General features: G+C 58.7%; 21 protein-coding genes. 5 read left to right on the forward strand and 16 right to left on the reverse strand.

Annotated elements, in window-relative coordinates; all coding sequences use genetic code 11:
* Nucleotides 1–232: hypothetical protein (locus VNZ65_RS16940; protein ID WP_325671037.1), on the forward strand; the 232-nt coding region annotated here is incomplete at its 5' end.
* A 233-nt stretch (nt 233–465) separates the two neighbouring features.
* On the opposite strand, the gene VNZ65_RS16945 is transcribed toward VNZ65_RS16940, so the two are convergent.
* From VNZ65_RS16945 to VNZ65_RS16975, 7 genes are all read right to left on the reverse strand, one after another.
* Nucleotides 466–1,650, reverse strand: coding sequence for a ribonucleotide-diphosphate reductase subunit beta (locus VNZ65_RS16945; RefSeq protein ID WP_325671039.1), 1,185 nt, complete (start codon nt 1,648–1,650; stop codon nt 466–468).
* Between the two features lie 252 nt (nt 1,651–1,902).
* A complete protein-coding gene (locus tag VNZ65_RS16950; RefSeq protein ID WP_325671040.1) occupies nt 1,903–4,827 on the reverse strand; it encodes a ribonucleoside-diphosphate reductase subunit alpha in 2,925 nt (974 codons plus the stop codon).
* A gap of 494 nt (nt 4,828–5,321) precedes the next feature.
* Nucleotides 5,322–5,960, reverse strand: a complete 639-nt coding sequence (gene ampD, locus VNZ65_RS16955) for a 1,6-anhydro-N-acetylmuramyl-L-alanine amidase AmpD (protein WP_325671042.1) — start codon at nt 5,958–5,960, stop codon at nt 5,322–5,324.
* 12 nt (nt 5,961–5,972) lie between these two features.
* Nucleotides 5,973–7,457, reverse strand: a complete 1,485-nt coding sequence (locus VNZ65_RS16960; protein WP_325671044.1) for a sigma-54 dependent transcriptional regulator — start codon at nt 7,455–7,457, stop codon at nt 5,973–5,975.
* A gap of 26 nt (nt 7,458–7,483) precedes the next feature.
* On the reverse strand, nt 7,484–9,223 hold the full coding sequence (locus VNZ65_RS16965) for a sensor histidine kinase (RefSeq protein ID WP_325671046.1): 1,740 nt from the start codon (nt 9,221–9,223) through the stop codon (nt 7,484–7,486).
* 3 nt (nt 9,224–9,226) lie between these two features.
* Nucleotides 9,227–9,493 (reverse strand): PP0621 family protein, encoded by a 267-nt coding sequence (locus VNZ65_RS16970; RefSeq protein WP_325671048.1) that lies wholly within the window; start codon nt 9,491–9,493, stop codon nt 9,227–9,229.
* Complete coding sequence (locus VNZ65_RS16975) at nt 9,490–10,299, reverse strand: cytochrome C assembly family protein (protein ID WP_325671050.1); 810 nt, start codon at nt 10,297–10,299, stop codon at nt 9,490–9,492. Before VNZ65_RS16975 ends, VNZ65_RS16970 begins: the two co-directional genes overlap by 4 nt.
* A gap of 284 nt (nt 10,300–10,583) precedes the next feature.
* On the opposite strand from VNZ65_RS16975, the gene ffh reads away from it, so the two are divergent.
* Together ffh and VNZ65_RS16985 are read left to right on the forward strand one after the other, a co-directional pair.
* The gene (gene ffh / locus VNZ65_RS16980; protein WP_062119146.1) at nt 10,584–11,951 is read left to right on the forward strand and encodes a signal recognition particle protein; all 1,368 of its coding nucleotides are present in this window, start codon (nt 10,584–10,586) and stop codon (nt 11,949–11,951) included.
* Nucleotides 11,952–12,275: 324 nt separating this feature from the next.
* Entirely contained in the window at nt 12,276–12,644 is a 369-nt protein-coding gene (locus VNZ65_RS16985; RefSeq protein WP_325671069.1) for an SWIB/MDM2 domain-containing protein, read from the forward strand.
* 114 nt (nt 12,645–12,758) lie between these two features.
* Here the strand turns inward: VNZ65_RS16985 and VNZ65_RS16990 are convergent, their stop codons facing one another.
* The 5 genes from VNZ65_RS16990 to VNZ65_RS17010 all read right to left on the reverse strand — a co-directional run bounded on the left by VNZ65_RS16990 (nt 12,759) and on the right by VNZ65_RS17010 (nt 19,270).
* Nucleotides 12,759–13,427, reverse strand: coding sequence for a hypothetical protein (locus VNZ65_RS16990; protein WP_325671055.1), 669 nt, complete (start codon nt 13,425–13,427; stop codon nt 12,759–12,761).
* A 95-nt stretch (nt 13,428–13,522) separates the two neighbouring features.
* Entirely contained in the window at nt 13,523–14,956 is a 1,434-nt protein-coding gene (locus VNZ65_RS16995) for an alkaline phosphatase (RefSeq protein WP_414649158.1), read from the reverse strand.
* Between the two features lie 52 nt (nt 14,957–15,008).
* A complete protein-coding gene (locus tag VNZ65_RS17000; RefSeq protein ID WP_325671057.1) occupies nt 15,009–16,454 on the reverse strand; it encodes an alkaline phosphatase in 1,446 nt (481 codons plus the stop codon).
* 273 nt (nt 16,455–16,727) lie between these two features.
* Entirely contained in the window at nt 16,728–17,351 is a 624-nt protein-coding gene (locus VNZ65_RS17005) for a lytic transglycosylase domain-containing protein (RefSeq protein WP_325671073.1), read from the reverse strand.
* Between the two features lie 182 nt (nt 17,352–17,533).
* The gene (locus VNZ65_RS17010) at nt 17,534–19,270 is read right to left on the reverse strand and encodes a proline--tRNA ligase (RefSeq protein WP_325671059.1); all 1,737 of its coding nucleotides are present in this window, start codon (nt 19,268–19,270) and stop codon (nt 17,534–17,536) included.
* A 262-nt stretch (nt 19,271–19,532) separates the two neighbouring features.
* Between VNZ65_RS17010 and VNZ65_RS17015 the strand changes: the two genes are divergently transcribed.
* Together VNZ65_RS17015 and VNZ65_RS17020 are read left to right on the forward strand one after the other, a co-directional pair.
* Entirely contained in the window at nt 19,533–20,108 is a 576-nt protein-coding gene (locus tag VNZ65_RS17015) for an RNA pyrophosphohydrolase (protein ID WP_325671061.1), read from the forward strand.
* Between the two features lie 8 nt (nt 20,109–20,116).
* Nucleotides 20,117–20,701: a CNP1-like family protein gene (locus VNZ65_RS17020; protein WP_325671063.1), complete on the forward strand. Its 585-nt coding sequence runs from the start codon at nt 20,117–20,119 to the stop codon at nt 20,699–20,701.
* 78 nt (nt 20,702–20,779) lie between these two features.
* Here VNZ65_RS17020 and proB read toward each other — a convergent pair whose 3' ends face one another.
* The 4 genes from proB to rplU all read right to left on the reverse strand — a co-directional run.
* Nucleotides 20,780–21,898 carry a glutamate 5-kinase gene (proB, locus tag VNZ65_RS17025; protein ID WP_325671065.1) on the reverse strand — a complete coding sequence of 373 codons (1,119 nt, stop codon included), beginning with the start codon at nt 21,896–21,898 and terminating at the stop codon, nt 20,780–20,782.
* A 129-nt stretch (nt 21,899–22,027) separates the two neighbouring features.
* Entirely contained in the window at nt 22,028–23,137 is a 1,110-nt protein-coding gene (gene obgE, locus VNZ65_RS17030; RefSeq protein WP_325671067.1) for an Obg family GTPase CgtA, read from the reverse strand.
* 284 nt (nt 23,138–23,421) lie between these two features.
* Nucleotides 23,422–23,679 (reverse strand): 50S ribosomal protein L27, encoded by a 258-nt coding sequence (gene rpmA, locus VNZ65_RS17035; RefSeq protein ID WP_014007873.1) that lies wholly within the window; start codon nt 23,677–23,679, stop codon nt 23,422–23,424.
* 73 nt (nt 23,680–23,752) lie between these two features.
* Nucleotides 23,753–23,892: 50S ribosomal protein L21 (gene rplU / locus VNZ65_RS17040; RefSeq protein ID WP_325663592.1), on the reverse strand; the 140-nt coding region annotated here is incomplete at its 5' end.

The raw sequence follows: 23,892 nt of genomic DNA on the forward strand, positions 1-23,892 counted from the left end.
AAGTTGGAAACCCGACGAACCCATCGCGATGGGAACGGCGGATTATTCATCGGCGCAATCAACTCTGCTTGCGCTAATGAATTCGGCACCAGCTGAACTGCTCCATCCCCTCATTGATGCAGCACTTCAGCCATTGTTGGCCAGGGTCTTTTCGCCAGTTCCAAGACTGGGGAGAAAGTGTCCGCAATGCCTTGCGGCAGCGATCCTCGGCCAAAAAAACGCCAGCGGCTAAGCCGGCGTCGGAATTCTGTTACAAATAATTTTAGATTTTTCCAAAGAAAACGCCGCCAAACCCGATTCAATCGGGGTAAGCGGCGACAACAGATAAGTACGTTTCTGTCTTTGGTTGTTCATTAAGTTTGGAAATCACCTTTCAGTTTGCAGACTTTTTTATGTACTAAGCGCTGCAGGTCTCCTCACCTCATCCATCCACTACGAATAATTCTTGTCCGAGATCTGAAGCCTTTATTCCCAGTTCAGTGCACCGCCGGTTTGGTATTCGATTACACGAGTCTCAAAAAAGTTGCGTTCTTTTTTCAGATCGATCATCTCACTCATCCAGGGGAAGGGATTTTCTTCCTGAGGGAACATCGGGTCCAGTCCGATCTGTTGCGCGCGGCGATTTGCGATGAACCGCAAATACCCTTTGAACATTGGCGCATTCAAACCGAGCACTCCACGCGGCATTGTATCCTCTGCGTAGCGATATTCCAACTCCACTGCGCTTAAAAACAACGCTTTAATCTCGTCGCGGAATTCCGGCGTCCACAAATGCGGGTTTTCCATCTTGATCGTGTTGATCAAATCGATCCCGAAATTGCAGTGCATCGACTCGTCGCGCAGAATGTATTGATACTGTTCGGCGGCGCCCATCATCTTGTTCTGGCGGCCCAGCGCAAGGATCTGCGTGAAGCCGACATAGAAGAAAAGACCTTCCATGATGCAGGCGAACACGATCAGCGAGCGCAGCAGTTTCTGATCGTTTTCAGTAGTGCCGGTCTTGAACTCAGGATCGGTCAGCGTATTGATGAAGGGGATCAGAAACTCGTCCTTGTCGCGGATCGATTTGACTTCGTGGTACGCGTTGAAGATTTCCGCCTCGTCCAGACCCAGCGATTCCACGATGTACTGGTAGGCGTGCGTGTGGATCGCCTCTTCAAACGCCTGGCGCAACAGGTACTGGCGGCATTCCGGCGCAGTGATGTGGCGGTAGGTGCCGAGCACGATATTGTTGGCTGCCAGCGAGTCCGCGGTGACGAAAAATCCCAGGTTGCGCTTGACCAGGCGGCGCTCGTCTTCGGTCAGGCCGTTCGGATTCTTCCACAGCTCGATGTCGCGCTGCATGTTGATTTCCTGCGGCATCCAGTGGTTGGCGCAGCCGGCCAGGTACTTGTCCCAGGCCCATTTGTACTTGAACGGCACCAGCTGGTTGACGTCGGTATGGCCGTTGATGATGCGCTTGTCGGCCGCATTGACGCGATGCGTGGTGTCGACCACAGGCGCTGCTGCGGCAGTTGCATATCCTTCCATCAATGACGGCTTGAAAGCTGTATCGGACATTTGCGGGCGGCCCGAGGGGATAAACCCTGGCTGCGCCGGCGGGGTACGAGGAGCGGGCGCCGAACTTTTTTCTTCATCCCAGGAGAGCATTCTTTATTCCTTTATCTTTCGTAGGGTGGGCAGCTCTGCCCACGCTTGGGTTCAAATTCATCGCCGGGCTGGTGCCGGCGACGCGTGGGCAGCTTGCTGCCCACCCTACTTTTCTTTGCAATTGATACGTTTTACCTAATCAGTTGAGGGCAGAGGCGCACGGCAAGTGCTGCACGGGTAGTGTAATTCGCCACGCTACGGTGGCTCGCAAACACTCACCGTGCGCCTCTGTCCCCAATTAGCTAGACTAGCTTACTGGCAGGCTTCACATTCCTCGAAACCAGGATCGCCAGGACGCATGGTGCATGCCGGGCCATCCAGTTCCTGCGGCGCTGCTTCCACTGCTGCAGTGCCGTATGTCGCCGCCGCGCCGCCGCTCATGCCGCCGTCTACCGCCACCGCATTCAGAGCGCCGGTTTTCGAGGTCGACTTCTCGGTATGCGTTGCGCCGATGGTACGCAGGTAGTAGGTGGTCTTGAGGCCACGCAACCACGCCAGCTTGTAGGTTTCATCCAGCTTCTTGCCGGATGCGCCTGCCATATAGATATTCAGCGACTGCGCCTGGTCGATCCATTTCTGGCGGCGCGATGCAGCTTCCACCAGCCAGGACGGTTCCACTTCGAATGCCGTTGCGTAGATATCGCGCAGATCTTGCGGAATGCGGTCGATCTTGGCCAGGCTGCCGTCGAAGTACTTGAGGTCGGAGATCATGACTTCATCCCACAGACCGCGCGCTTTCAAGTCACGCACCAGGTATGCATTGATTTCTGTGAACTCGCCGGACAGGTTCGATTTCACGTACAGATTCTGGTAAGTCGGTTCGATACATGCCGATACACCGATGATGTTCGAGATCGTCGCTGTCGGCGCAATCGCTACGCAATTCGAGTTGCGCATGCCGAATTCCTTGATGCGGGCGCGCAACTGGGTCCAGTCCAGCGCTTCCGACATGTCGGCTTCGAGGTAGCCGCCGCGTTCTTCCGCCAGCAGTTTCAACGAATCCTGCGGCAGAATGCCACGATCCCACAGGGAACCGCGATAGCTGCTGTAACGGCCGCGCTCTTCCGCCAGTTCGGTCGATGCCCAATAAGCGTGGTAGCAGACGGCTTCCATCGAGGTATCGGCAAACTCAACCGCTGCTTTCGAAGCATAAGGCATGCGCATCATGTGCAGGCAATCCTGGAAACCCATGATGCCGAGACCAACCGGACGGTGCCGCAGGTTGGAATCGCGCGCCTTCTTCACTGCATAATAGTTAATATCGATCACATTATCCAGCATGCGCATCGCAGTATTGATGGTTTTCTGCAATTTGGCATGGTCCAGCTGGCCGTCTTTCATGTGCGCCGGCAGGTTGACCGAGCCCAGATTGCAGACGGCGATCTCGGATTCGTTGGTGTTCAGCGTGATCTCGGTACACAGGTTAGAGCTGTGGACCATGCCGACGTGCTGCTGCGGCGAACGGATGTTGCATGGATCCTTGAAGGTAATCCATGGGTGGCCGGTTTCAAACAGCATCGACAGCATCTTGCGCCACAGGTCGAGCGCCTGGATCTTCTTGAACAGGCGCAGCTCGCCGCGCGCAGCCTTGCCTTCGTAGCCGGTATAGGCGGCTTCAAAGGCCTTGCCGACCTTGTCATGCAGGTCCGGCGCATCGCTTGGCGAGAACAGGGTCCACTCGCCCTTTTCCATCACGCGCTTCATGAACAGGTCTGGAATCCAGTTGGCAGTGTTCATGTCGTGGGTGCGGCGGCGGTCGTCGCCGGTGTTTTTACGCAGGTCGAGGAATTCCTCGATGTCCATGTGCCAGGTTTCCAGGTAGGCGCAGACCGCGCCCTTGCGCTTGCCGCCCTGGTTGACCGCCACGGCGGTATCGTTGACCACTTTCAGGAACGGCACCACGCCTTGCGACTTGCCGTTGGTGCCCTTGATATGGGCGCCCAGCGAACGCACCGGTGTCCAGTCGTTGCCCAGGCCGCCGGCGTATTTCGCCAGCAGGGCGTTTTCCTTGATGGCTTCGTAAATGCCGTCGAGATCGTCGGCCACCGTGGTCAGGTAGCAGGACGACAGCTGCGAACGCTGGGTGCCGGAGTTGAACAGGGTCGGCGTCGAGCTCATGAAGTCGAAGCTGGACAGCAGGTTGTAGAACTCGATGGCGCGCGTTTCGCGGTCGACTTCGTTCAATGCCAGGCCCATCGCCACGCGCATGTAGAAAGCCTGCGGCATTTCGATGCGGATATCGCGCACGTGCAGGAAATAGCGGTCATACAGCGTTTGCAGGCCGAGGTAGCCGAATTGCAGGTCGCGCTCCGGCTTCAGGGCTTCGCCCAGTTTGGCCAGGTCGAACTGGGCCAGCTTGGCGTCCAGCAGATCGGCCTCAATACCCTTTTTAATAAATTTCGGGAAATATTCAAGATATTCCGCCGGGGCGTCGGCTTGCGCCACTTCCTTGCCGAACACTTCCTTGCGGATGGTGTGCATCAGCAGACGCGCGGTCACCGTGCTGTAGGCAGGGTCTTTTTCCATCAGCGCGCGCGCTGCCAGGATTGCCGACTTGTGCAGTTCTTCCACCGGCACGCCGTCGTACAGGTTCTTGACGGTCTCGGCCAGGATGGCTTCGGCGTCGACATGTTTTTCCAGGCCGATACAGGCAGCGGTAATCAGATCGCGCACCTGGTTCATGTCCAGCGCGCGGCGCTGGCCATCTTCAGTGACAAACAGCTCCGCACCGCCAGCTACCGACTTGGCCGCCGGCTGCTGTTGCGAACGCTCTTCCATGCGCTTGGCGCGATACAGCACGTAGGCACGCGCCACATCGTGTTCGCCGGAGCGCATCAGCGACAGTTCGACCTGGTCCTGGATGTCTTCGATATGGAAAGTGCCGCCGTTCGGCTGACGGCGCACCAGAGCGGCGACCACGTTCGAGGTCAGCTGTTCGACCAGTTCGCGCACGCGCGCCGATGCCGCACCCTGGCCGCCGTTGACGGCGAGGAAGGCCTTGGTGACGGCGATCGAGATCTTGGATGGCTCAAAGCCGACTACGGCGCCATTGCGGCGGATGATTCTGTAGTCGCCGAAACTGCTGGATACCTTGACGGGAGAGCCGCTACCGGTTGATGACGGAACACCAGCGACTTCGGCTGATGATTTAACGGAAATTTCTTGAGTAGATTGCACTGAGCCTCCCGAGACTGTGAAAGCAGACGAACTCATTACGCCTGCTGTGATTAATTAGAACCGTAGAACCGTTGATGGTTCAGATATTGCCGTTGCTTCCTGCTGAATCTTGTTGAATCTTGCTGCTTCTTGCTGTTTCCATATTTGTCATTGCGTTGTCGGCGCGCTCTCCGCAGGCTTCATGGCTGATGCCCAGATCTGGATGACACGAGAAAATTTAGCGTTAAAAAAAGGGGTACGCGATGACCAGCAACCAATGACCGACAACAAATCCAGAGGCCGCTTAGCAGCCTGTCCGACACCTGCATTTATACTGATATGAGTACAAAAACAAAACACCACAAAGTGGACAGACCATGCACAACAAGCCCATGAAGAGATGCAAAAAAACACTACATATAGTTTTCTGGATTTGATTTTTACTAATTGTAGTACCTAGACCCTGCCGACGCAATCCAAAAATAGGATCTTTTTTATATTCAAAAAGAGACTATTCAATTGACTTTTTTATCTATGGCAGGAAAGCGCAGGGGCGACTTGCCGGAGATTTCCGGCGCATGCCCGGCCAAGGCTTGCTGGTATTGGGCCCAGTCAAAAAAGGGACCCGGATCGGTCTTTCTGCCGGGCGCGACATGCTCATGTCCAGCCACCGCGGCCAGCGGATAACGACATTGCAATGCATGGGTCAGCGCCGTCAGCGCACCATATTGCATCACGGAAAATTCTTCGAAATCGCTGCCTTCCAGTTCGATCCCGATCGAGAAATCATTGCAGCGCTCGCGCCCCTCGAAACTGGAAACGCCGGCATGCCAGGCCCGCTGATTGGCGGACACGAACTGGATCACGCCGCCGTCGCGCACGATCAGGAAGTGGGAAGAAACCCGCAACGGCCGCAACTGTTCGAAATAAGGATGCGCATCATACGCTAAACGGTTGCCAAACAGGTCGGCGATATACGGTCCGCCGAACTGCCCGGGCGGCAGGCTGATGTTATGGATCAGCAGCAGGTCGATGACGCTGCCGGCCGGCCGCTCGTCGCAGTTGGGCGACGACCGGCGCACCACCTCATCGGGACGGCACCAGCCGTCGGCGCCGACTTCGAAGTAAGGGTGAGGCGCATTCTGCTCCGTCATTGTTACCTAGCCTTAATCCTGCTCGTGAATCGATAGGCGCTGCATACGATAGCGCAACTGGCGGAAGCTGATGCCCAGCAGATCGGCCGCCTTGGTCCGGTTAAAATGCGTACGGGTCAGCGCCCGCCGGATGACATCGCGCTCGATATCGTCCAGGTAGTCCGGCAACGAGGGCGGCAACTCGGCGCCGCCCGGCAGCGCTGCCGCGGCGGCGACAACCGGCTCCATGTCGACGCCGGCCGCCGCACTGCTCGCCAGGCCTGCGCCAGTATCAGCATAGCCGTCATCCAGGCTTTGCGCTTCCAGCGCACGGCTGTTGCCGCCGCCCTTGAGGCCGAGATCCGCTACTTCAATCACCCCGTCGTTGGCAAACGCCAGCGCCCGTTCCAGGATGTTTTCCAGCTCGCGCACATTGCCCGGGAAGGCATAAGCGCATAAGGCGTCCATCGCTGCCGGCGCCAGCGTCACCTGTCCCGCCTGCGGGGCAAACACCGACAAGCGCGCCAGCACTGCACCGATCAGCAAGCCAAGATCGTCCAGGCGTTCACGCAAAGGCGGCAGTTTTAGTTCGATAACATTCAAACGATAGTACAAATCCTGGCGAAATCTACCTGATTCGACACACTCGGCCAGATTCTGATGGGTGGCGCTGATCAAACGCACGTCCACCGGCTCTTCCACCGTCGCCCCGACCTTGCGCACGCGCCGCTCCTGGATCGCGCGCAACAGCTTGACCTGCATCGCCAGCGGCAGGTCGGCCACCTCGTCCAGCAGCAGGGTGCCGCCATTGGCCGCCTGGAAAAATCCTTCGCGGTCGTCGGCGGCGCCGGTAAACGCGCCTTTGCGGTAGCCGAAGAACTCGGCCTCCATCAAGGCTTCCGGAATGGCGCCGCAATTGACGGCGACAAACGGCTTGTCGGCGCGCGGGCTGAGCGCATGGATATCGCGCGCCGCCAGTTCCTTGCCGCTGCCGGATTCGCCGGTAATCGCCACCGGCGCCATGCTGCGCGCCAGCCGCACAATCTGGGTCCGCAATTCCTGCATGGAGGCGGACTGGCCGATCAGGCGCAAGGCATTGCCGCTGCTGCGCGCCTTGGCGTCGCCGGGCTGACGCAGGTTTTCTGCCGGCTTGCCGATACGCAGCGCCGATTGCACCATCAGGCGCAGCTGGTCCAGCGCCACCGGCTTCGACAAATAGTCGAAAGCGCCGGCTTTCAAGGCCACCACGGCGTTGTCGGCGCTGCCATAGGCAGTGATCACGGCGATCGGAATCACCTTGTCGCCGCTGGTGACTTCGCGCACCAGCTCGATGCCGAGGCCGTCCGGCAAGCGCATATCGGTCAGGATCAGTGCATAGTCGTTGCTGGCCAGGTGGCTGCGCGCGGCCGCCAGGCTGTCAGCGCTGTCGACATCCAGCCCCATCTTGACCAGCGCTATTTCCAGCAGCTCGCGCAGATGGGCTTCGTCATCGACGACCAGAATACGGGGTGAAGTCATGGCAATGGTCTTTTTTAATAATAGTTCTAGTCAGCTAACGACAGAGGATCACGGGGAGCAAACGCAATAACAAAACGACCACTCACATGGCTGGAATTCTGTCCTTGAACATCATGCCGGTATTCATAATCAAGCAATGCGCCGTTATTCAAACACAATTCCCGCGCCAAAAACAAGCCCAGTCCGGTGCCCTTGCTGGAGGTGGTGTAGAACGGCTCGAACAGGTGCGCCCGCACCGCCGGCGAAATCGGTTCGCCATCATCCTGCACGTGCAATTCCAGTTTGCCGGCGACGCTGGACATGACATGCAGGCGCATCCCGCCAGGCTTGCCGCTAGCGTAACGCACCGCGTTCGACAGCAGATTGGTCACCACTTCGCGCAAATGCAGCGGATCGAACCAGACATGGTAACGGTCGGCCAGGTCGATCTGGAGGACAATGGCGCCGGGCGCCACCGCATGCGTCTGCTTGAAATCATTGACGATATCGTGCAGCAGCGGCGCCAGCTGAATCGGCTCCAGCTGGCGCTGGGCCTTGCGCGACAGCTTCAGGATATCCTCGATCATGCGGTCCAGGCGCGCCACATTGTCTTCGACGATCGTCACCAGCCGCGCCTGCGTCTGGCCGGCCACCTCTTCCGACAACAGGGTGGCGGCATAGGAAATCGAGGCCAGCGGATTGCGCACTTCGTGGGCAATGCTGGCGGTAAGGCGGCCCATGGCGGCCAGCTTCAACTGCTGCGCCTGGTTTTCGATTTCGCTGACGTCCTGCAGGAAAATGACGGCGCGGTACTCGCTCAGTTCGCGCATCCTGACCGCGGCAAAGCGTACTTTCAGATGCGCCGCCAGTTCGCGCCGCCCGCTCCAGTCTATGGGCGCGGCTTCCTGGCCCAGGTCGTCGGTATGCTTGATGGTCACAAATACCGCCTCGCCGACTACCGGTGAGCCGGGCTGCGGCAAATCGCTGACCCGCGATTCCCAGGCAAACAGCGCATCGGTGATCGGCGCCAGCAAGGCATAGTCGCTCAGTTTATGGCGCGTTTCGTCGTCCGCCATCGGGAATGACAAGCCCAGCATGCGTTCCGCGGCCGGATTGGCCATGATCAGCGTGCCGATCGGATCGACCACCAGCAAACCGTCGCCCATGTCCTTGATGGCGATGCGGTTGATATCCATCTGCACCCGCAAATCCCGGCCGCGCTGGGTCGCCAGTTCTTCCTGCTTGATCAGCTTGTGCGCCAGACGGTTGATCACCAGCACCGCAAAGAAGAAAGCACCGCCATACAAGCCGGTCTGCACGGTGGAGATATCCGGGGCGGATTGCAGAATCTGGTAGCCGCTGTCCGCCAGCAGCACCATGGTCGCGATCGACACGAAAAACAGCGCCACCAGCAAGGGCGCCAGAATCGCCGCACCCGCCAGCGGGAACAGATACAGGATCGCCAGGCCGCTTTTGGCGCCGCCGGCGCCTATATACAGGATCGACACCGCCACCAGGTCGACTGAAATCGGCAACACGATCTGCATCATGTAGTGGCGCCGATGATAGGCCGTCACCAGAGTGAACAAGACCGCACACAGCAGATAGACGCCGCAGGTCTCCGGCCCGGTGATAAGTTGGGAAAACCATATCTCGCCTTTGCTTTGGCTGCTGACATAGGCCAGCATCACCATCGCCACCACGATCCGCGTCACGTTGAAGGTTTGCAGCGTGCGCCAGAAAGTATCGGGCTTCTCGCCCTGCAAAGCGAGGCTCGGGCTCGTCATGCGCTAGGACGCATGCAGGCGGCGGTGTTCAGCGCTGCAGAATACCGCGCCGGAGGCATCGGCAACCGCTTCCGAGGCCGGGAAGTGGATGCCGCAATGGACGCAGGCCACCATTGCTTCCGCCTGCGCCGGCTCGTTGGCGGCAGAGGCCGCTGCGCCCGGAAATGGCGATCCGGCCGAGGACGAACGGTCGCGGCCGAGGTTCTTTTGCAGGCGCTGCAGCCAGACGATCACGGCCAGCACAATGACAATCAAGATGATGAATTTCATACTAATACCCGATGCAACACAACTTCAAGCACGAAACGGCTCCCTACATACGCCAGCAGCAAAACGGCAAATCCGGTCAAGGTAAAACTGAGCGCGGTGCGGCCGCGCCAGCCCTGCCACCTGCGGCCGGCCAGCAGCAGGCCGAACAAGGCCCATGACAACATGGTGAAAATGGTCTTGTGATCCCATTTGAAGGCCTTGTTGAACAGCTCTTCCGAAAACACCACGCCTGACAGCACGGTCAGCGTCAGCAGGAAAAACCCGAACGCAATCAGGCGGAACAGCAGTTTTTCCATGGTCAGCAGCGCCGGCAGGCGATCCAGCGCCAGCCCGAACCAGCCGGCCTTGACGCCGCCAGGACGGGTATGCAGGCGCGATTCCTGCAGCACCATCAGCACCGCGTGGAAAGCGGCAATCGTCAGGGTGCTGTAGGCCAGGATGGAGATCACGATATGCCACAGGAAAACCGGCGACTTGCCGTTCAGCGGCACCATATTCCCCGGGAAAACGGCCGGCAGCACCGCCGCCAGCGCCGCCATCGGCAGCACCAGCACGCGCAGGCCGTCCAGCGTGTAGTTACGGTTTTCCAGCCAGTAGGCCGCCACCGACACCCATAAGGTCGCCGACAGCATCATGGAAAAGCCGACCCGCAACTCTTCAGGCCCGACCACGTCGGCCCACAGCACGCCGCCATGCAGCAACCAGGCGGCGGCAACGACAATCGAAATAGTCTGGCGTCGGCTCGACGGCAAAAAGGTGCAGCCTATATAGAGCAGCGCCACCAGAACGAAAAGAGATGTTTGCATCGTGTAAGTTTACAACATGTGGCGTCTGCGCGGCGTGCTCAAACAAGGCGAACATGCATGGCGCCCTGCTTTTCTTGCAACTTGCACATCATTTCCTATTTACCACTTACGATACCGGCCTTGGCCGCCGCTCCTCCTGAACGCTAGGCGTTTGCCCGGCATCAGGTAAAATGGCGGTTTACAAGCATTGCTGTGACTGTTTATGGCGCGCCGGTCTATCATCCGCCACGCGCAAAGCAGTTCACATTGACCGATTGCACCTCTTCTGGAAACGCTGCGTACCCATGCTCGACAATCTTACCCAACGCCTCGCCAAAGTCGTCAAAACCATGCGCGGCGAAGCGCGCCTTACCGAAACCAATACCGCGGAAATGCTGCGCGAAGTACGCCTGGCCCTGCTCGAAGCCGACGTCGCCTTGCCTGCCGTGCGCGAATTCATCGCCAATGTTAAGCAAAAAGCGCTGGGTGAAGAAGTCATTGCCTCGCTGACCCCGGGCCAGGCCCTGGTTGGCGTGGTGCAGCGCGAGCTGGCCTCGCTGATGGGCGCCGATCTCGGCCCGGAAGCTTCGCAGCTGAGTTTCGCTACCCAGCCGCCGGCGATCATCTTGATGGCGGGCCTGCAAGGCGCGGGTAAAACCACCACCGTCGGCAAGCTCGCCAAGTATCTGCGCGAACAAAAGAAGAAAAAGGTCCTGACCGTCTCCGCCGACGTCTATCGCCCAGCCGCGATCGGCCAGCTGCAAACCGTGACGGCACAGGTCGGCGCCGACTTCTTCCCGACCGAGATTACCGACAAGCCGGTGGATATCGCTCTGGCAGCGCTGGACTACGCCAAGCGCCACTACCACGACGTCCTGATCATCGACACCGCCGGCCGCCTCGGCATCGACGAAGCGATGATGAAGGAAATCAGCGCCATCCACGCCGCCGTCAAGCCGATCGAGACCCTGTTCGTGGTCGACGCCATGCTCGGCCAGGACGCCATCAATACCGCCAAAGCCTTCAGCGACGCCTTGCCGCTGACCGGCATCGTGCTGACCAAGCTGGATGGCGACGCCCGCGGCGGCGCTGCGCTGTCGGTGCGGCATATCACCGGCAAGCCGATCAAGTTTGCCGGTACCGCTGAAAAACTGGACGGCCTGGAAGCCTTCGACCCCACCCGCATGGCCAACCGTATTCTCGGCATGGGCGACATCCTGGCGCTGGTCGAAGAAGCACAGAAAGGCGTCGATGTTGCCGCGGCCAAGGACCTGGCGCACAAAATCAAGGGCGGCGGCAAATTCGACCTCAATGACTTCAAGGCGCAGCTCGGCCAGATGAAGAAAATGGGCGGCCTGTCGAACCTGATGGACAAGCTGCCGGCGCAATTCCAGCAGGCTGCCGGCGGCGCCAATATGGACCAGGCCGAAAAACAGGTACGGCGGATGGAAGGCATCATCAACTCGATGACCGCCCAGGAACGCGCCAAGCCGGAGCTGATCAAGGCCTCGCGCAAACGCCGCATCGCGGTCGGTGCCGGGGTCCAGGTGCAGGAAGTCAACCGCATGCTGTCGCAATTCGACCAGATGCAGTCGATGATGAAAAAGCTCAAGGGTGGCGGCATGATGAAAATGATGCGCGGCATGAAGGGCATGATGCCAGGCATGCGCTAAACGCCGCACCGGCCCTGCCACAAGACCAGAAAAGCCTTGCAAGTCATTGACTTGCAAGGCTTTTCAGCAAATTGGGAAGATTCCGGGATGGCGCCTCGCCGCCGCCTGCGCCAACTGTTACCTAGCCCCGAATTTCCATGGAATACCGCAAACAGCCGCTCAAGGCCGCCAGCCTGGGGTTTCCCCGGCTTGGCAGGGCCTTACGCTTCCGTATCAAATCCCGCACAAACCCATAAAAAACGCTTGCATCGCCAAGAAAAGCGCAACACTATTAGCGATGCGTGCTTGACGCATTTTTCCCATATCCCTGAAGGAGGCTCAAAGATGGCCACAGCAGCAAAAAAACCAGCGGCAAAGAAAGCTGCCGCACCAGCAAAAGCGCCGACCAAATCTGCGCCAAAGGCAGCTCCTAAAAAAGTCACTGCAACAGGTACTGTAGCGCGCAAGCCGAATGCAGCATTCATGAAACCACTGACACCATCGGCCACGCTGGCTGCGGTCGTCGGCGCGGCTCCTCTGCCACGCACTGAAGTCACCAAGAAAGTGTGGGAGTACATCAAGAAGCACAATCTGCAAAACCCAGCAAACAAGCGCAATATTATTGCAGACGATAAATTGAAAGCTGTCTTTGGCGGCAAAAAAGAAGTGTCGATGTTTGAAATGACAAAACTCATTTCCGATCACTTGAAATAATGCTTGGGGCTTAGCTGCAGTTTTCTGCGCCGCCCTGGGTGCCAAACAAAAACGCCCGCATCGCGCGGGCGTTTTTGTATCCGCAGCATTTGCACTGCAACAGAAGCACAGACATCAATCGAGCAAATCCGAATAATCGATTTCGGTATAGCCAGCCAGCATCTTCCACGGCAGCATCTTAGGCGCTTCGATCACGCTGACCAGGGTTTCCCGGCGCGTCTTGCCGTGCGCATCCAGCGACTCCACCCGGCGCGGATACTGGCCTTTGACATCCCAGCTGACGCGCACCGTCAGATCCCCGCGCTTGCTTTCGTATTGCTGTACACCGTCCTTGAGCGCACCCACCATGCGCATGCTTTTCAGGCTTTGCGGATCGCTCAGGAAAAACGTGCTGCCCCAGTTGCCGTTGAAGCCGATATTGCCGTAGTACTGTGAATCGACCTTGATGCTGCGCCGTTGATGACGCTCGATCAGCCTGGCGTCCAGCGCGCCGTCGGCCTGGCGCCGCACCCACATCGGCGAGCTGCCGGCATCCGGATGGCTGTGGCCGCTGTGATCGTCGCTGTGATCATGGCCGTCGGCAGACTCGCTCTCGACCAGGCGCTCGGTCCACACCTGGTCGTTGCGGCGGTAGACACGCTCGCTGAAAGTGGTTTCACGCTTGACGCCGTCGCGCCCGATCGTCATTGCATAATGCCGGACCTGCAGATTCTGGTCCGGGCCGCTGACCGTTGCCCAGGCGGCCGGCGCCTGGGCCGCCAAGGCCAGTACGGCGAGCATCAAGCCATTTCCGCATCTTTTTAAAAAAATCATTTTTTTCACCAAAAAAATGCCGCCACCGCTTCGGTGGCGGCGCAAGTACTACTCAGGTAACCGTATTACAGGCCAAGCGCATTCTTGACCTTGCCAAACACTTTGATGTTTTCAAAGGTGCCTTTGAAACTGTCGCTGCCGGCGCCTGCGGAAAACAGCATGACATCGCCGCCGCCATGGGTTTCCGAGCCGGGCGAACCGGCGAAGCGCACGCCGACCTGCTGCAGGTAGTCGTCAGCTTCGGTATCGACATTGGTCAGGTCGCCGTCTTCCGGCCGCCGCGGCGCGCTGCCGTTGCCGAACACCAGCGTGGTGTAAGGCTTGCCATCGGCCGCCAGCGCCAGTTTGCCGTCGGCATAGTTGGTGACTTTGCCAAGGATGGGATTGCCGCGCTTCGGATAGCCGTTGAAGCCGATGGCGTGGTCATGATCCGCCGTCACCACGATCAGCGTATCTTTCAGGTCGACCAGTTCCAGCGCCTTCTTGATCGCCGCATCGAAGGCCAGCGTATCTTCCAGCGCGCGCTTGGCGTTGGTGCCATGCAGTGCGTGGTCGATGCGGCCGCCTTCCACCATCAGGAAATAGCCGTTGGGATTTTTCTTCAGCACGCCGATGGCTTTCTCGGTCATTTCGGCCAGGCTAGGCTGGTTCAGCTTCTTCTTGACCCGGTCCAGCTCGTAGTCCATATCGCTGGGGGTAAACAAGCCGAGCAGTTTGCTGACATTGGCAGGATTGACGCTTTTCAGCTCGCTGCCGCTGGCGACATAGGTATAACCCGCAGCCTTGAACATGCCCAGCGCATCCAGCTCATCATTACGCTGGCTGCCTGCACTGCTCTTTGGCAGGAAATGCCGCAAGCCGCCACCTAGCAAGACATCGACGCCATCCTTCAGCGCCGTGTTGTAACGCGCCGCACCCGGCGTCGCCTGTTCGGTGATGGTGTTGTAAGCATCGCGATTGCAGACATGGGCGTAGGTCGCCGCCGGCGTCGCATGGCTGATGCGTGTGGTGCTCACGGCGCCAACCGCCTTGCCGGCGCCCTTGGACAGCTCCAGCAAAGTCTGCACCGGCTGGCCGTTGCCGGCAACGCAGGTGGAATCCGCTTTGACTTGATAGGGCTTGCCATTGGCATCGTAGGCATTGGTGTCGGACGACATTGAAATGACGTCATTCTTCATCTTGACGCCCGTCATGTAGGCCGCCATCGATGGCGCACTGTCGGTGGTCTGGGCATCCAGCGAGAAAGTCTTGATGCGGGCGGTGCGGTTCAGCGTCTCCATCGTCAGGCGGCCTGCTTCGCCGTGGCCATAGATGCGTGCTGCGGTGACGGTCACCGGGCCCATGCCGTCGCCCAGGAAAAAGATGACATTCTTGGCTTTCGCCGGCACCGCATCGGCGGCCCATGCCGGACCGCTGAACAGCAGCGCCAACGCGCACAAGACGGGCGCCTGGCGCAGGCAATGCGGGAACTGCTGGGAAGATGCTAGTTGAATTTTCATGTATGGCCTTTGCACTATTTATTCCGTTTTATTTGATTTTGCGCGACAGGCCTCACAGGCCGACGGCCTTTTTCACCAGGCCGAACACCTCGGTGTTGTCGAGCACGCCGCGGATATTCTCCGCGCCCAGGCCTTGCGCACCGATAAAGACATTGGTGCCGCCATGCGTCTCGCCGCCCGCTTCGGTCGGAATCACCGACTCTTGCAAATAGTCTTTGTCGGCCACCTGCATGTCCGACAAGGCGCCGCGCGTAACCAGGTGGTTGGAGCCGTTGCCGAACCCGATCACCGTGTACGGATTGTTGTTGATGTCGCGTTCCGGCTGGCCGGTCAGGACATTCTTCACCAGCCCGAGCACCCCCGCTTCGCTGCCGCTGGTCTTGCCGGTACGCTTGGCATAGCCGTTCAACAGGATCGAATGGTCATGGTCGGCGGTGACCACTACCAGGGTGTTCTTCAAGCCGGGATCGACTTGCTGCATCTTGTCCAGCGCGACCTTGATGGCATCGTCGAAGGCGACGGTTTCCTGCAGAGCGCGGCGGGCATTGTTGGCGTGCAGCGCATGATCGATGCGGCCACCCTCCACCATCAGGAAGAAGCCGCTCTTCTTGCTGTTGAGCAGATCGATCGACTTGGCAGTCATCTGCGCCAGGCTCGGCTCCTTGGCCGCGTCGCGATCGAGGTCGTAAGTCATGTGGTCCTTGTTGAACAGGCCCACCACTTTCGGTGTCGCGCTGCCGAGCTTGTCGAAGTCGGCGAAATTGGCCGCGTAGGTATACCCCGCGGCCTTGAATTCAGCGACCAGGTCGCGGCTGTCGCTGCGTTTGCTGTCGGCGTCGGTCTTCGGCAGGAAATGACGGCGGCCGCCGCCAAAAATCACGTCGACGCCATCGCTCAGCTTGCTGTTGAAACCGGCGCCCTTGGGCGTCAGTTGCGCAGCGATATTGTTCTCGCCGTCACGGTGGCAGATATGCGAGTAGGTCGCCGCCGGCGTCGCATGGGTAATCCGGGTAGTCGTCACGACGCCGGTGCTGTAGCCTTTGGCCTTCATGATTTCCAGCAGGGTATCGGCCGGCGTGCCGTTGCCGCTCGGACAGGTGCTGTCGGCGCCGCTGACATAGCTCTTGCCGCTGGCGTCGCGGGCGCTGGTGTTGGCCGACATGGCAATCACTTCATTGTTGGCCTTGACTCCGGTCATATAGGCCGCCATCGATGGCGCGCTATCGGTGACCTGGGCGTCGTTCGAATAGGTCGTGACGAAGCCGGTTTCCGGCAAAGTGTCGAGCGTCAGGTCGCCCTCCTCGCCAACCTTGTAGATGCGCGCCGCGGTCATGGTGGTGATGCCCATGCCGTCGCCCAGGAAGAAAATGACGTTCTTGGCCGCCGGCTTGATTTCCGGCTTCTCGCCCGGCCCTTCCGCCAGGGAATTGCTGGAACCGCTACATCCGGCCAGTGCTACCGACGCCGTGGCGGCGGCAATCAACATACTTAATTTCATTCATCGCTCCGTGTTGTCAACCAGAAATATGCAAGTATTTGTAATAATTTGTTACAACTGTAACTGCATCTTGTTACAACTTGATGACGTCTGAGCGATTCACGCCAAACCTTAGAGAAATTCCGGTAGCTGATTAGCCGGCGGGTGGGCAGGCCTGCGGCCAGGCGACAGAAGGCCTGCCCGAGCGTTGCCGCAGCAGGTTTCTGCATCGTGATTGAAGAGGGAACAGCAGATGGGAGGCGGCGAAGACGCCGCCGTCAGACTAGGAAGTAATTACTGGCGGGCAGAGACCGTATGCAGCGGCGAAGCATCCTGGTATTCCCAGCGCTTCCAGGCGGCCAGCACCGCATTCGGATATTCAGGGCGGCCGCGGCTGCCGTTATAGCGGCCCAGCGCGAGATACAGATTGCCCTTTTCCATGTCGATGTACATGCGCAGGATGGAGCAGCCGTAGCGCAGGTTGGTCTGCATGTTGAACAGCTTGCTGCGGTCGGAATCGCCGATCACGCGGCTCCAGAACGGCATGACCTGCATGTAGCCGTGGGCGCTGACGCTGGACAAGGCGTATTTGCGAAATGCCGATTCCACCTGGATCAGGCCCAGCACCATGCCGGGATCGAGGCCGGCGCGCTTGGCCTCATACCAGGCGGTTTCCAGGAATTCGATGCGCATCTGCGCGTCCGGCAGCTTTTTCTTCAGGCGTTCCGACATTTCACCCAGCCAGTACAGATACTGGATGCGCTGGTCGATATCGCTGAATTGCGGTTTCGGCGGCCGCGCATCGTTGATGGCGCGTGACAAGGCCAAGCGTACCGAATCCGCCAGTTCTTCTTCTTTTTGATTTCCGGCATGCGCCATGCTGCTCAACAACAGCAGCAAGATGGACAGCACGTTCATCCAGCGAGACCAGCGCAATCGATACTCCCTAAGAAACATTTTTATTTTTCAGGGAGTATACAAAGAAAACGGCGCAAGAAACCGTTGCGCCGTGATTTTGTTGTATTTAGGAAACCTGCATAGTATTTCGCACATAATGACACTTAATAAACGGTGCCATCCGCGCCATTACATACGAAACACTACACTAGCTTGGCCTTGATGAAAGCTTCCATTTCAACCAGCGGCACCTGGGTAGCTTCAGTATCGCGCCGCCCCTGGTATTCGATCTGGCCATCTTTCAAGCCACGGTCGCCGATCACGATGCGATGCGGCACGCCGATCAGCTCCCAGTCGGCGAACATGGCGCCCGGGCGTTCGCCGCGGTCGTCCAGGATAACGTCGACGCCGGCGGCCAGCAGCGCTTCGTACAGCTTGTCGGTTTCGGCCTTGACCGCCTCGCTGCGGTCGTAGCCCATCGGGCAGACGACAACTTCAAACGGTGCGATCGCCAGCGGCCAGATGATGCCCTTGTCGTCGAAATTCTGCTCGATGGCGGCACCCAGGATGCGAGTGATGCCGATGCCGTAGCAGCCCATCTGCAACAATTGCGGCTTGCCGCCTTCGTCCAGGAAAGTCGCCTTCATTGCTTCCGAATAGGCGGTGCCGAGCTGGAACACATGGCCGACTTCGATGCCGCGCAGGATCGCCAGCGCGCCCTTGCCGTCCGGCGAAGGATCGCCTTCCACCACATTGCGGATATCGAACACCATCGGTTCCGGCAGGTCGCGGCCCCAGTTGACGCCGGTGTAATGGAAATCGACTTCATTGGCGCCGCTGACGAAATCGTGCATGTTCGCCACGGTGACATCGGCTACCACGGTCACCGGTTTCTTGGTGTTGACCGGCCCCAGATAGCCGGGCGGCGTGCCGAAATATTCGACGATTTCCGCTTCGCTGGCGAAACGATAGCCGGCCAAGCCAGGAATCTTGTTGGCCTTGATTTCATTCAGTTCATGGTCGCCGCGCAGCATCAGCAGCCACACCACCTTGCTGGCAGGCTCCTTGTCCGTTGCTTCTTTTTCAACGGTCAACACGATCGACTTGATGGTTTGCGTCAAAGGCAGTTGCAGCAATTCGGCTACCGCTTCGCACTTGGCCTTGCCTGGCGTTGCGGTCTTGGTCAGGGCTTGCGTCGGCGCCGCGCGGCTGGCAATCAGCGGCAGCGATTCCGCCGCTTCCATATTGGCGGCGTACTCCGAGTTCGGGCAGTACACGATGGCATCTTCGCCGGTAGCGGCGATGACGTGGAATTCATGCGATCCGGTGCCGCCGATGGCGCCGTTGTCCGCCGCCACGGCGCGGAACTGCAAGCCGAAGCGGTTGAAAATGCGCACATAGGCGTCGTACATGATCTGGTAAGACTGCTTCAGGCCGTCCAGGTCGCGATCGAAGGAATAGGCATCCTTCATGGTGAATTCGCGGCCGCGCATCAGGCCGAAACGAGGCCGCCGCTCATCGCGGAACTTGGTCTGGATATGGTAAAAATTCACCGGCAGCTTGCGGTAAGAACGCAGTTCCGTGCGGGCGATGTCAGTAATCACTTCTTCCGAAGTCGGCTGGATGGTGAAGTCGCGGCCGTGACGATCCTTGACGCGCATCAGTTCGGCGCCGTATTTCTGCCAGCGGCCGGTTTCCTGCCACAGCTCGGCCGGCTGCACCACCGGCATCAGCAACTCCACCGCCCCCGAACGGTTCATTTCCTGGCGCACAATGTTCTCGACCTTGCGGATCACGCGCAGACCCATCGGCATATAGGTGTAGATGCCGGAACTGATACGCTTGATCATGCCGGCGCGCATCATCAGTTTATGGCTGACGATTTCAGCGTCGGATGGAGCTTCTTTGAGCGTGGAGATAAAAAAACGGGAGGCGCGCATAACGATGAATTCTTTTTAAAAAGAGAGGGTTATAATCAACTCAATTTTAAAGGATTAGCTGGCTGATGCGCCTACTCTTTGCACATTTGATTGATGTTCCGGCCATAGACACCCCTGGCCGGGGCAGATTGCGCGCCTAATCGGGCGAGGACTGAGCCGTGCGCCGGGCTACGGCGGCTGCAGCTTTGTTCCGCAATGATGACAGCAAGCAAGGAATCAGGCATGAGAACCGCCTGGCCGCAGAAAGTTTTGAGGTAACAACATGCTTGACCGTGAAGGCTTTCGCCCGAACGTCGGCATTATCTTGCTCAATACCCAGAATGAAGTCTGGTGGGGCAAGCGCGTGCGCGAACACTCGTGGCAATTTCCACAGGGCGGTATCAAATACGGTGAAACCCCGGAGCAGGCCATGTTTCGCGAACTCGAGGAAGAAATCGGGTTGAAGGCGGAACACGTCAAGATCATCGGCCGCACCCGCGACTGGCTGCGCTATGAAGTGCCGGACCATTTCATCAAGCGCGACGTGCGCGGGCATTATCGCGGGCAGAAGCAGATCTGGTTCCTGCTACGCATGACCGGGCGCGATTGCGACGTCAATCTGCGCCTGACCGAACATCCCGAATTCGACGCCTGGCGCTGGCATGACTACTGGGTGCCGCTGGATGTCGTGATCGAGTTCAAGCGCGATGTCTACCAGCGCGCCTTGCAGGAACTGTCGCGTTTCCTGACACGTCCCTTGCAAAATACGCCACACCATGCCCGCCATCTACGCACCGGCCACGGGCCGCGTGCGGCGAACCAACCCACCCCGGCCAACGCCGAACCTGAAAAAAAGTGAGCGCCTCCATGGCTTTTGTTTTACGCACTCCCGTTGTCAAAATATCACAGCTGCTGGCCGCCAGCCTGCTGCTGCTGGGCTTTAGCGCACATGTGCATGCCGATTCCTTCGATCAGGGCAGCGCCATGAAGATGAATCCCGGCGATTTCGACGACGATGACGACGGCAAATCATGGCAAGAAATCAAGACAGAAATTCCGCCGGCGCCGCAAGCGGCCAACCTGGTGTCCTTCTATGTCAGCCCGAACGCCACCATGAATTTCTTCATCGACGTCAAATCGATCTCGGCGGGTAAAGATGGCGTTGTTCGCTATACACTGGTCAGCAAGAGTGAAGCCGGGGCGCAAAATGTCAGTTATGAGGGCATCCGCTGCCAGACTTACGAGAGCAAACTGTATGCGTTTGGCCAGAAGGACGGCAGCTGGTCGCGGGCGCGCCTGAACGACTGGAAGCGGATCAATGATTCGGCTGGCAGCCGGCATCATGCGTCCCTGGCCAAAGACTATCTTTGCCAGGATGGCATGGTGGCAGGCAAAGTCGAGGATATCCGCGGCAGAATCACCAACAATCGCCCGATCAAGCCGGGTAGCTGATCGCTGGCATCATCTGTGGAATGAAAAACGGCTCCTGCATTATGCGGAGCCGTTTTTCATTGCCTGCGGTGACGCCGCTCAAACCAATACCATATTGTCCCGATGAATCAATTCCGATTCCTCGACAAAACCCAGGATGGCCTGGATTTCCGAGGATGGATGGCGCATGATGCGGCGCGCTTCGGAGCTGGTGTAATTGCTGATGCCGCGCGCGATGGCATGGCCCTCGCTGTCGGTGCAGGTAATCACGTCGCCGCGGCCGAACTCGCCGGAAACCGCGGTAACCCCGATCGGCAGCAGGGATTTCCCCTCGTTGCGCAGCTTTTGCACGGCGCCCGCATCCAGCACCACCTTGCCGGCGGTTTTCAAATGGTCCGCCATCCACTGTTTGCGCGCCGTCAGTTGCCCGGTCTGCGCAATCAGCTGGGTGCCGATGGCTTCGCCGCCGGCGAGCCGGGTCAGGACCGCATCTTCGCGCCCCCAGGCGATCACCGTGTGGGCGCCGGAACTGGCGGCGCGCTTGGCAGCCAGAATCTTGGTGATCATGCCGCCGCGGCCGATGCTGCTGCCGGCATCGCCTGCCATCACTTCCAGCGCCGGATCGCCGGCTTTCGCCTCATGCACGAATTCGGCATTCGGGTCTTTGCGCGGATCGGCGGTAAACAAGCCCTTCTGGTCAGTCAGGATGATCAAGGCATCGCCTTCAATCAGGTTGGCGACCAGCGCACCGAGGGTGTCGTTGTCGCCGAACTTGATTTCATCGGTCACCACGGTGTCGTTCTCGTTGATGATCGCCACCACGCCGAAGCGCAGCAGGGTGAACAAGGTCGAGCGCGCGTTCAGATAGCGTTCGCGGTCGGCCAGGTCGGCGTGGGTCAACAGGACTTGGGCGGTACGGATATTGTGGACGCGAAAACTGGTTTCATAGATTTGCGCCAAGCCCATCTGGCCGACGGCGGCGCAAGCCTGCAACTCATCGATGCTGGTCGGCCGCTTGTCAAAGCCTAGCCTTTGCATGCCTTCGGCCACCGCGCCGGAACTGACCAGCACCACTTCCTTGCCCATGGCCCGCAGTTCAGCGATCTGGGTAGCCCATTTGGCGATAGCGCCGGCGTCCAGCCCCTTGCCGTCATTGGTGACCAGGGAGGAACCGACCTTGATGATGATGCGCTTGGCTTTTTGAATGACGGAATTCATGTGTTTATCTATAGCGGCCGTCCCGCTGCCAATGACGTCAGGCGGCGGATAAAAACAGCGGACAAAAATAAGGCCGCGATCGAAACGGGTCTTTGCTTCCCCTCTCGACAACGGCCGCCAAATGACAGTTTAGTCCAGTATCTTGAAACGCGGATCATCCGGATCGATAGACAGGATGGCCTGTGCTTCCACCACCATCTGCTTTTCTTCCGAACGGGTTTCCTGCTGGCGCTTCTCCGCCAGGTAGCCGTAGATCTCAGTCACCAGTTCCGGGCAGCCGTCGCGGTTCAGCGCGGAGATTTCAAATACCGGGCCTTTCCAGCCGAAGCGCTTGATGAAATCCTTGACGCGCTTGACGCGCTCGCCATCCGGAATCACGTCCATCTTGTTCAGCACCAGCCAGCGTGGCTTGTCGAACAGCGATTGATCGTATTTCTTCAATTCCTTGACGATGGCCTTGGCTTCCTTGACCGGATCGACCGTATCTTCGAACGGCGCCAGATCGACAATGTGCAGCAGCAAACCGGTGCGCTGCAAGTGCTTCAAGAACTGGATACCCAGTCCGGCGCCTTCTGCCGCGCCTTCGATCAGCCCCGGGATGTCAGCGATCACAAAACTCTTTTCGTGACTGACGCGGACCACGCCCAGGTTCGGGTGCAAGGTGGTGAACGGGTAATCGGCAATCTTCGGGCGGGCGTTCGAGACCGCGGTGATGAAAGTCGACTTGCCGGCATTCGGCTGTCCCAGCAGGCCGACGTCAGCCAGCACCTTCAGCTCCAGCCGCAGTTCACGGCGTTCGCCTTCCTTGCCGTCGCTTTTCTGGCGCGGCGCGCGGTTGGTCGACGACTTGAAATGGATATTGCCCCAGCCGCCCTCGCCGCCCTTGGCCAGCAACACTTCCTGGCCATGATCGGTCAGGTCGGCGATGGCTTCGCCGGTGTTGATGTCTACGATCAGCGTGCCGACCGGCATGCGCAGCTTGATATCGTCCGCGCCCTTGCCGTAGCAATCCGAGCCGCGGCCGTTTTCGCCACGGCCGGCGCGATGCATCTTGGAGAAACGATAGTCGACCAGGGTGTTGATATTGCGGTCGGCAACGGCCCAGATACTGCCGCCTACGCCGCCATCGCCACCGTCAGGGCCGCCGAACGGGCGGAATTTTTCACGGCAAAAACTCGCAACCCCATTGCCGCCATCGCCGGCAATGACTTCGATTTTTGCTTCATCTATAAACTTCATTCGAAGGTCCTAATGAGGTTGGAGGTTAAATTCTTATTGGAATGCACAGGTAACTTTACCGATTTTTGCGCATTGTTGCAGCGACGGCCAAGCCGAGCTTGCAATAGCGACAACCCTGCCGAAGGCAATCCGCTGCGGCGATGTGGAACTCGCGGCGCGTGCATTGCAGTTCAGGCAGTGTTTTACGACCAGAAACTAAAAAGGCTCTACCAGCGGCAGAGCCTTTCGCAGCAAGGCCAGCGGCCTTGCTTATGTCGACGCTTAGAGTATTGCCTCAGTGCGACCTAAGCTGCTACGACAGTAACGTAGTTACGCTGGGTAGCGCCCTTGGTTACGAATTGTACTTTGCCGTCGATCAGTGCGAACAGGGTGTGATCCTTGCCCATGCCAACATTTTCGCCCGGATGCGTCTTAGTGCCGCGTTGACGAATGATGATGCCGCCGGCGTTGATCGCCTGGCCACCGTAGACCTTGACGCCGAGTCGCTTTGACTCTGAGTCACGGCCGTTGCGCGTAGTGCCGCCGCCTTTTTTATGTGCCATTTAAAACTCCTGGTATCTGGTTAAGTCAATCTGATCAATCGACGCTATTAATTTACGTAATTAATTTACGTAATTAAGCGTTGATCGAAACGATTTGAATTTCGGTGTAATTTTGACGATGGCCTTGATGCTTCTGATAATGCTTACGACGACGCATTTTGAAGATCTTGACTTTATCGTGGCGACCTTGCGCCAATACCTTAACCGACACCG

The sequence above is a fragment of the Collimonas sp. genome (genome assembly GCF_035566555.1).
Classification (GTDB): Bacteria; Pseudomonadota; Gammaproteobacteria; order Burkholderiales; family Burkholderiaceae_D; genus Collimonas.

Bases quoted from the DNA above. Each gene is read 5' to 3' on its own strand.
- VNZ65_RS16945 (WP_325671039.1), bottom strand. From the start codon at position 1,650: ATGCTCTCCTGGGATGAAGAAAAAAGTTCGGCGCCCGCTCCTCGTACC.
- ampD (WP_325671042.1), bottom strand. From the start codon at position 5,960: ATGACGGAGCAGAATGCGCCTCACCCTTACTTCGAAGTCGGCGCCGAC.
- VNZ65_RS16960 (WP_325671044.1), bottom strand. From the start codon at position 7,457: ATGACTTCACCCCGTATTCTGGTCGTCGATGACGAAGCCCATCTGCGC.
- VNZ65_RS16965 (WP_325671046.1), bottom strand. From the start codon at position 9,223: ATGACGAGCCCGAGCCTCGCTTTGCAGGGCGAGAAGCCCGATACTTTC.
- VNZ65_RS16970 (WP_325671048.1), bottom strand. From the start codon at position 9,493: ATGAAATTCATCATCTTGATTGTCATTGTGCTGGCCGTGATCGTCTGG.
- VNZ65_RS16975 (WP_325671050.1), bottom strand. From the start codon at position 10,299: ATGCAAACATCTCTTTTCGTTCTGGTGGCGCTGCTCTATATAGGCTGC.
- ffh (WP_062119146.1), top strand. From the start codon at position 10,584: ATGCTCGACAATCTTACCCAACGCCTCGCCAAAGTCGTCAAAACCATG.
- VNZ65_RS16985 (WP_325671069.1), top strand. From the start codon at position 12,276: ATGGCCACAGCAGCAAAAAAACCAGCGGCAAAGAAAGCTGCCGCACCA.
- VNZ65_RS16995 (WP_414649158.1), bottom strand. From the start codon at position 14,956: ATGAAAATTCAACTAGCATCTTCCCAGCAGTTCCCGCATTGCCTGCGC.
- VNZ65_RS17000 (WP_325671057.1), bottom strand. From the start codon at position 16,454: ATGAAATTAAGTATGTTGATTGCCGCCGCCACGGCGTCGGTAGCACTG.
- VNZ65_RS17005 (WP_325671073.1), bottom strand. From the start codon at position 17,351: ATGAACGTGCTGTCCATCTTGCTGCTGTTGTTGAGCAGCATGGCGCAT.
- VNZ65_RS17010 (WP_325671059.1), bottom strand. From the start codon at position 19,270: ATGCGCGCCTCCCGTTTTTTTATCTCCACGCTCAAAGAAGCTCCATCC.
- VNZ65_RS17015 (WP_325671061.1), top strand. From the start codon at position 19,533: ATGCTTGACCGTGAAGGCTTTCGCCCGAACGTCGGCATTATCTTGCTC.
- VNZ65_RS17020 (WP_325671063.1), top strand. From the start codon at position 20,117: ATGGCTTTTGTTTTACGCACTCCCGTTGTCAAAATATCACAGCTGCTG.
- proB (WP_325671065.1), bottom strand. From the start codon at position 21,898: ATGAATTCCGTCATTCAAAAAGCCAAGCGCATCATCATCAAGGTCGGT.
- obgE (WP_325671067.1), bottom strand. From the start codon at position 23,137: ATGAAGTTTATAGATGAAGCAAAAATCGAAGTCATTGCCGGCGATGGC.
- rpmA (WP_014007873.1), bottom strand. From the start codon at position 23,679: ATGGCACATAAAAAAGGCGGCGGCACTACGCGCAACGGCCGTGACTCA.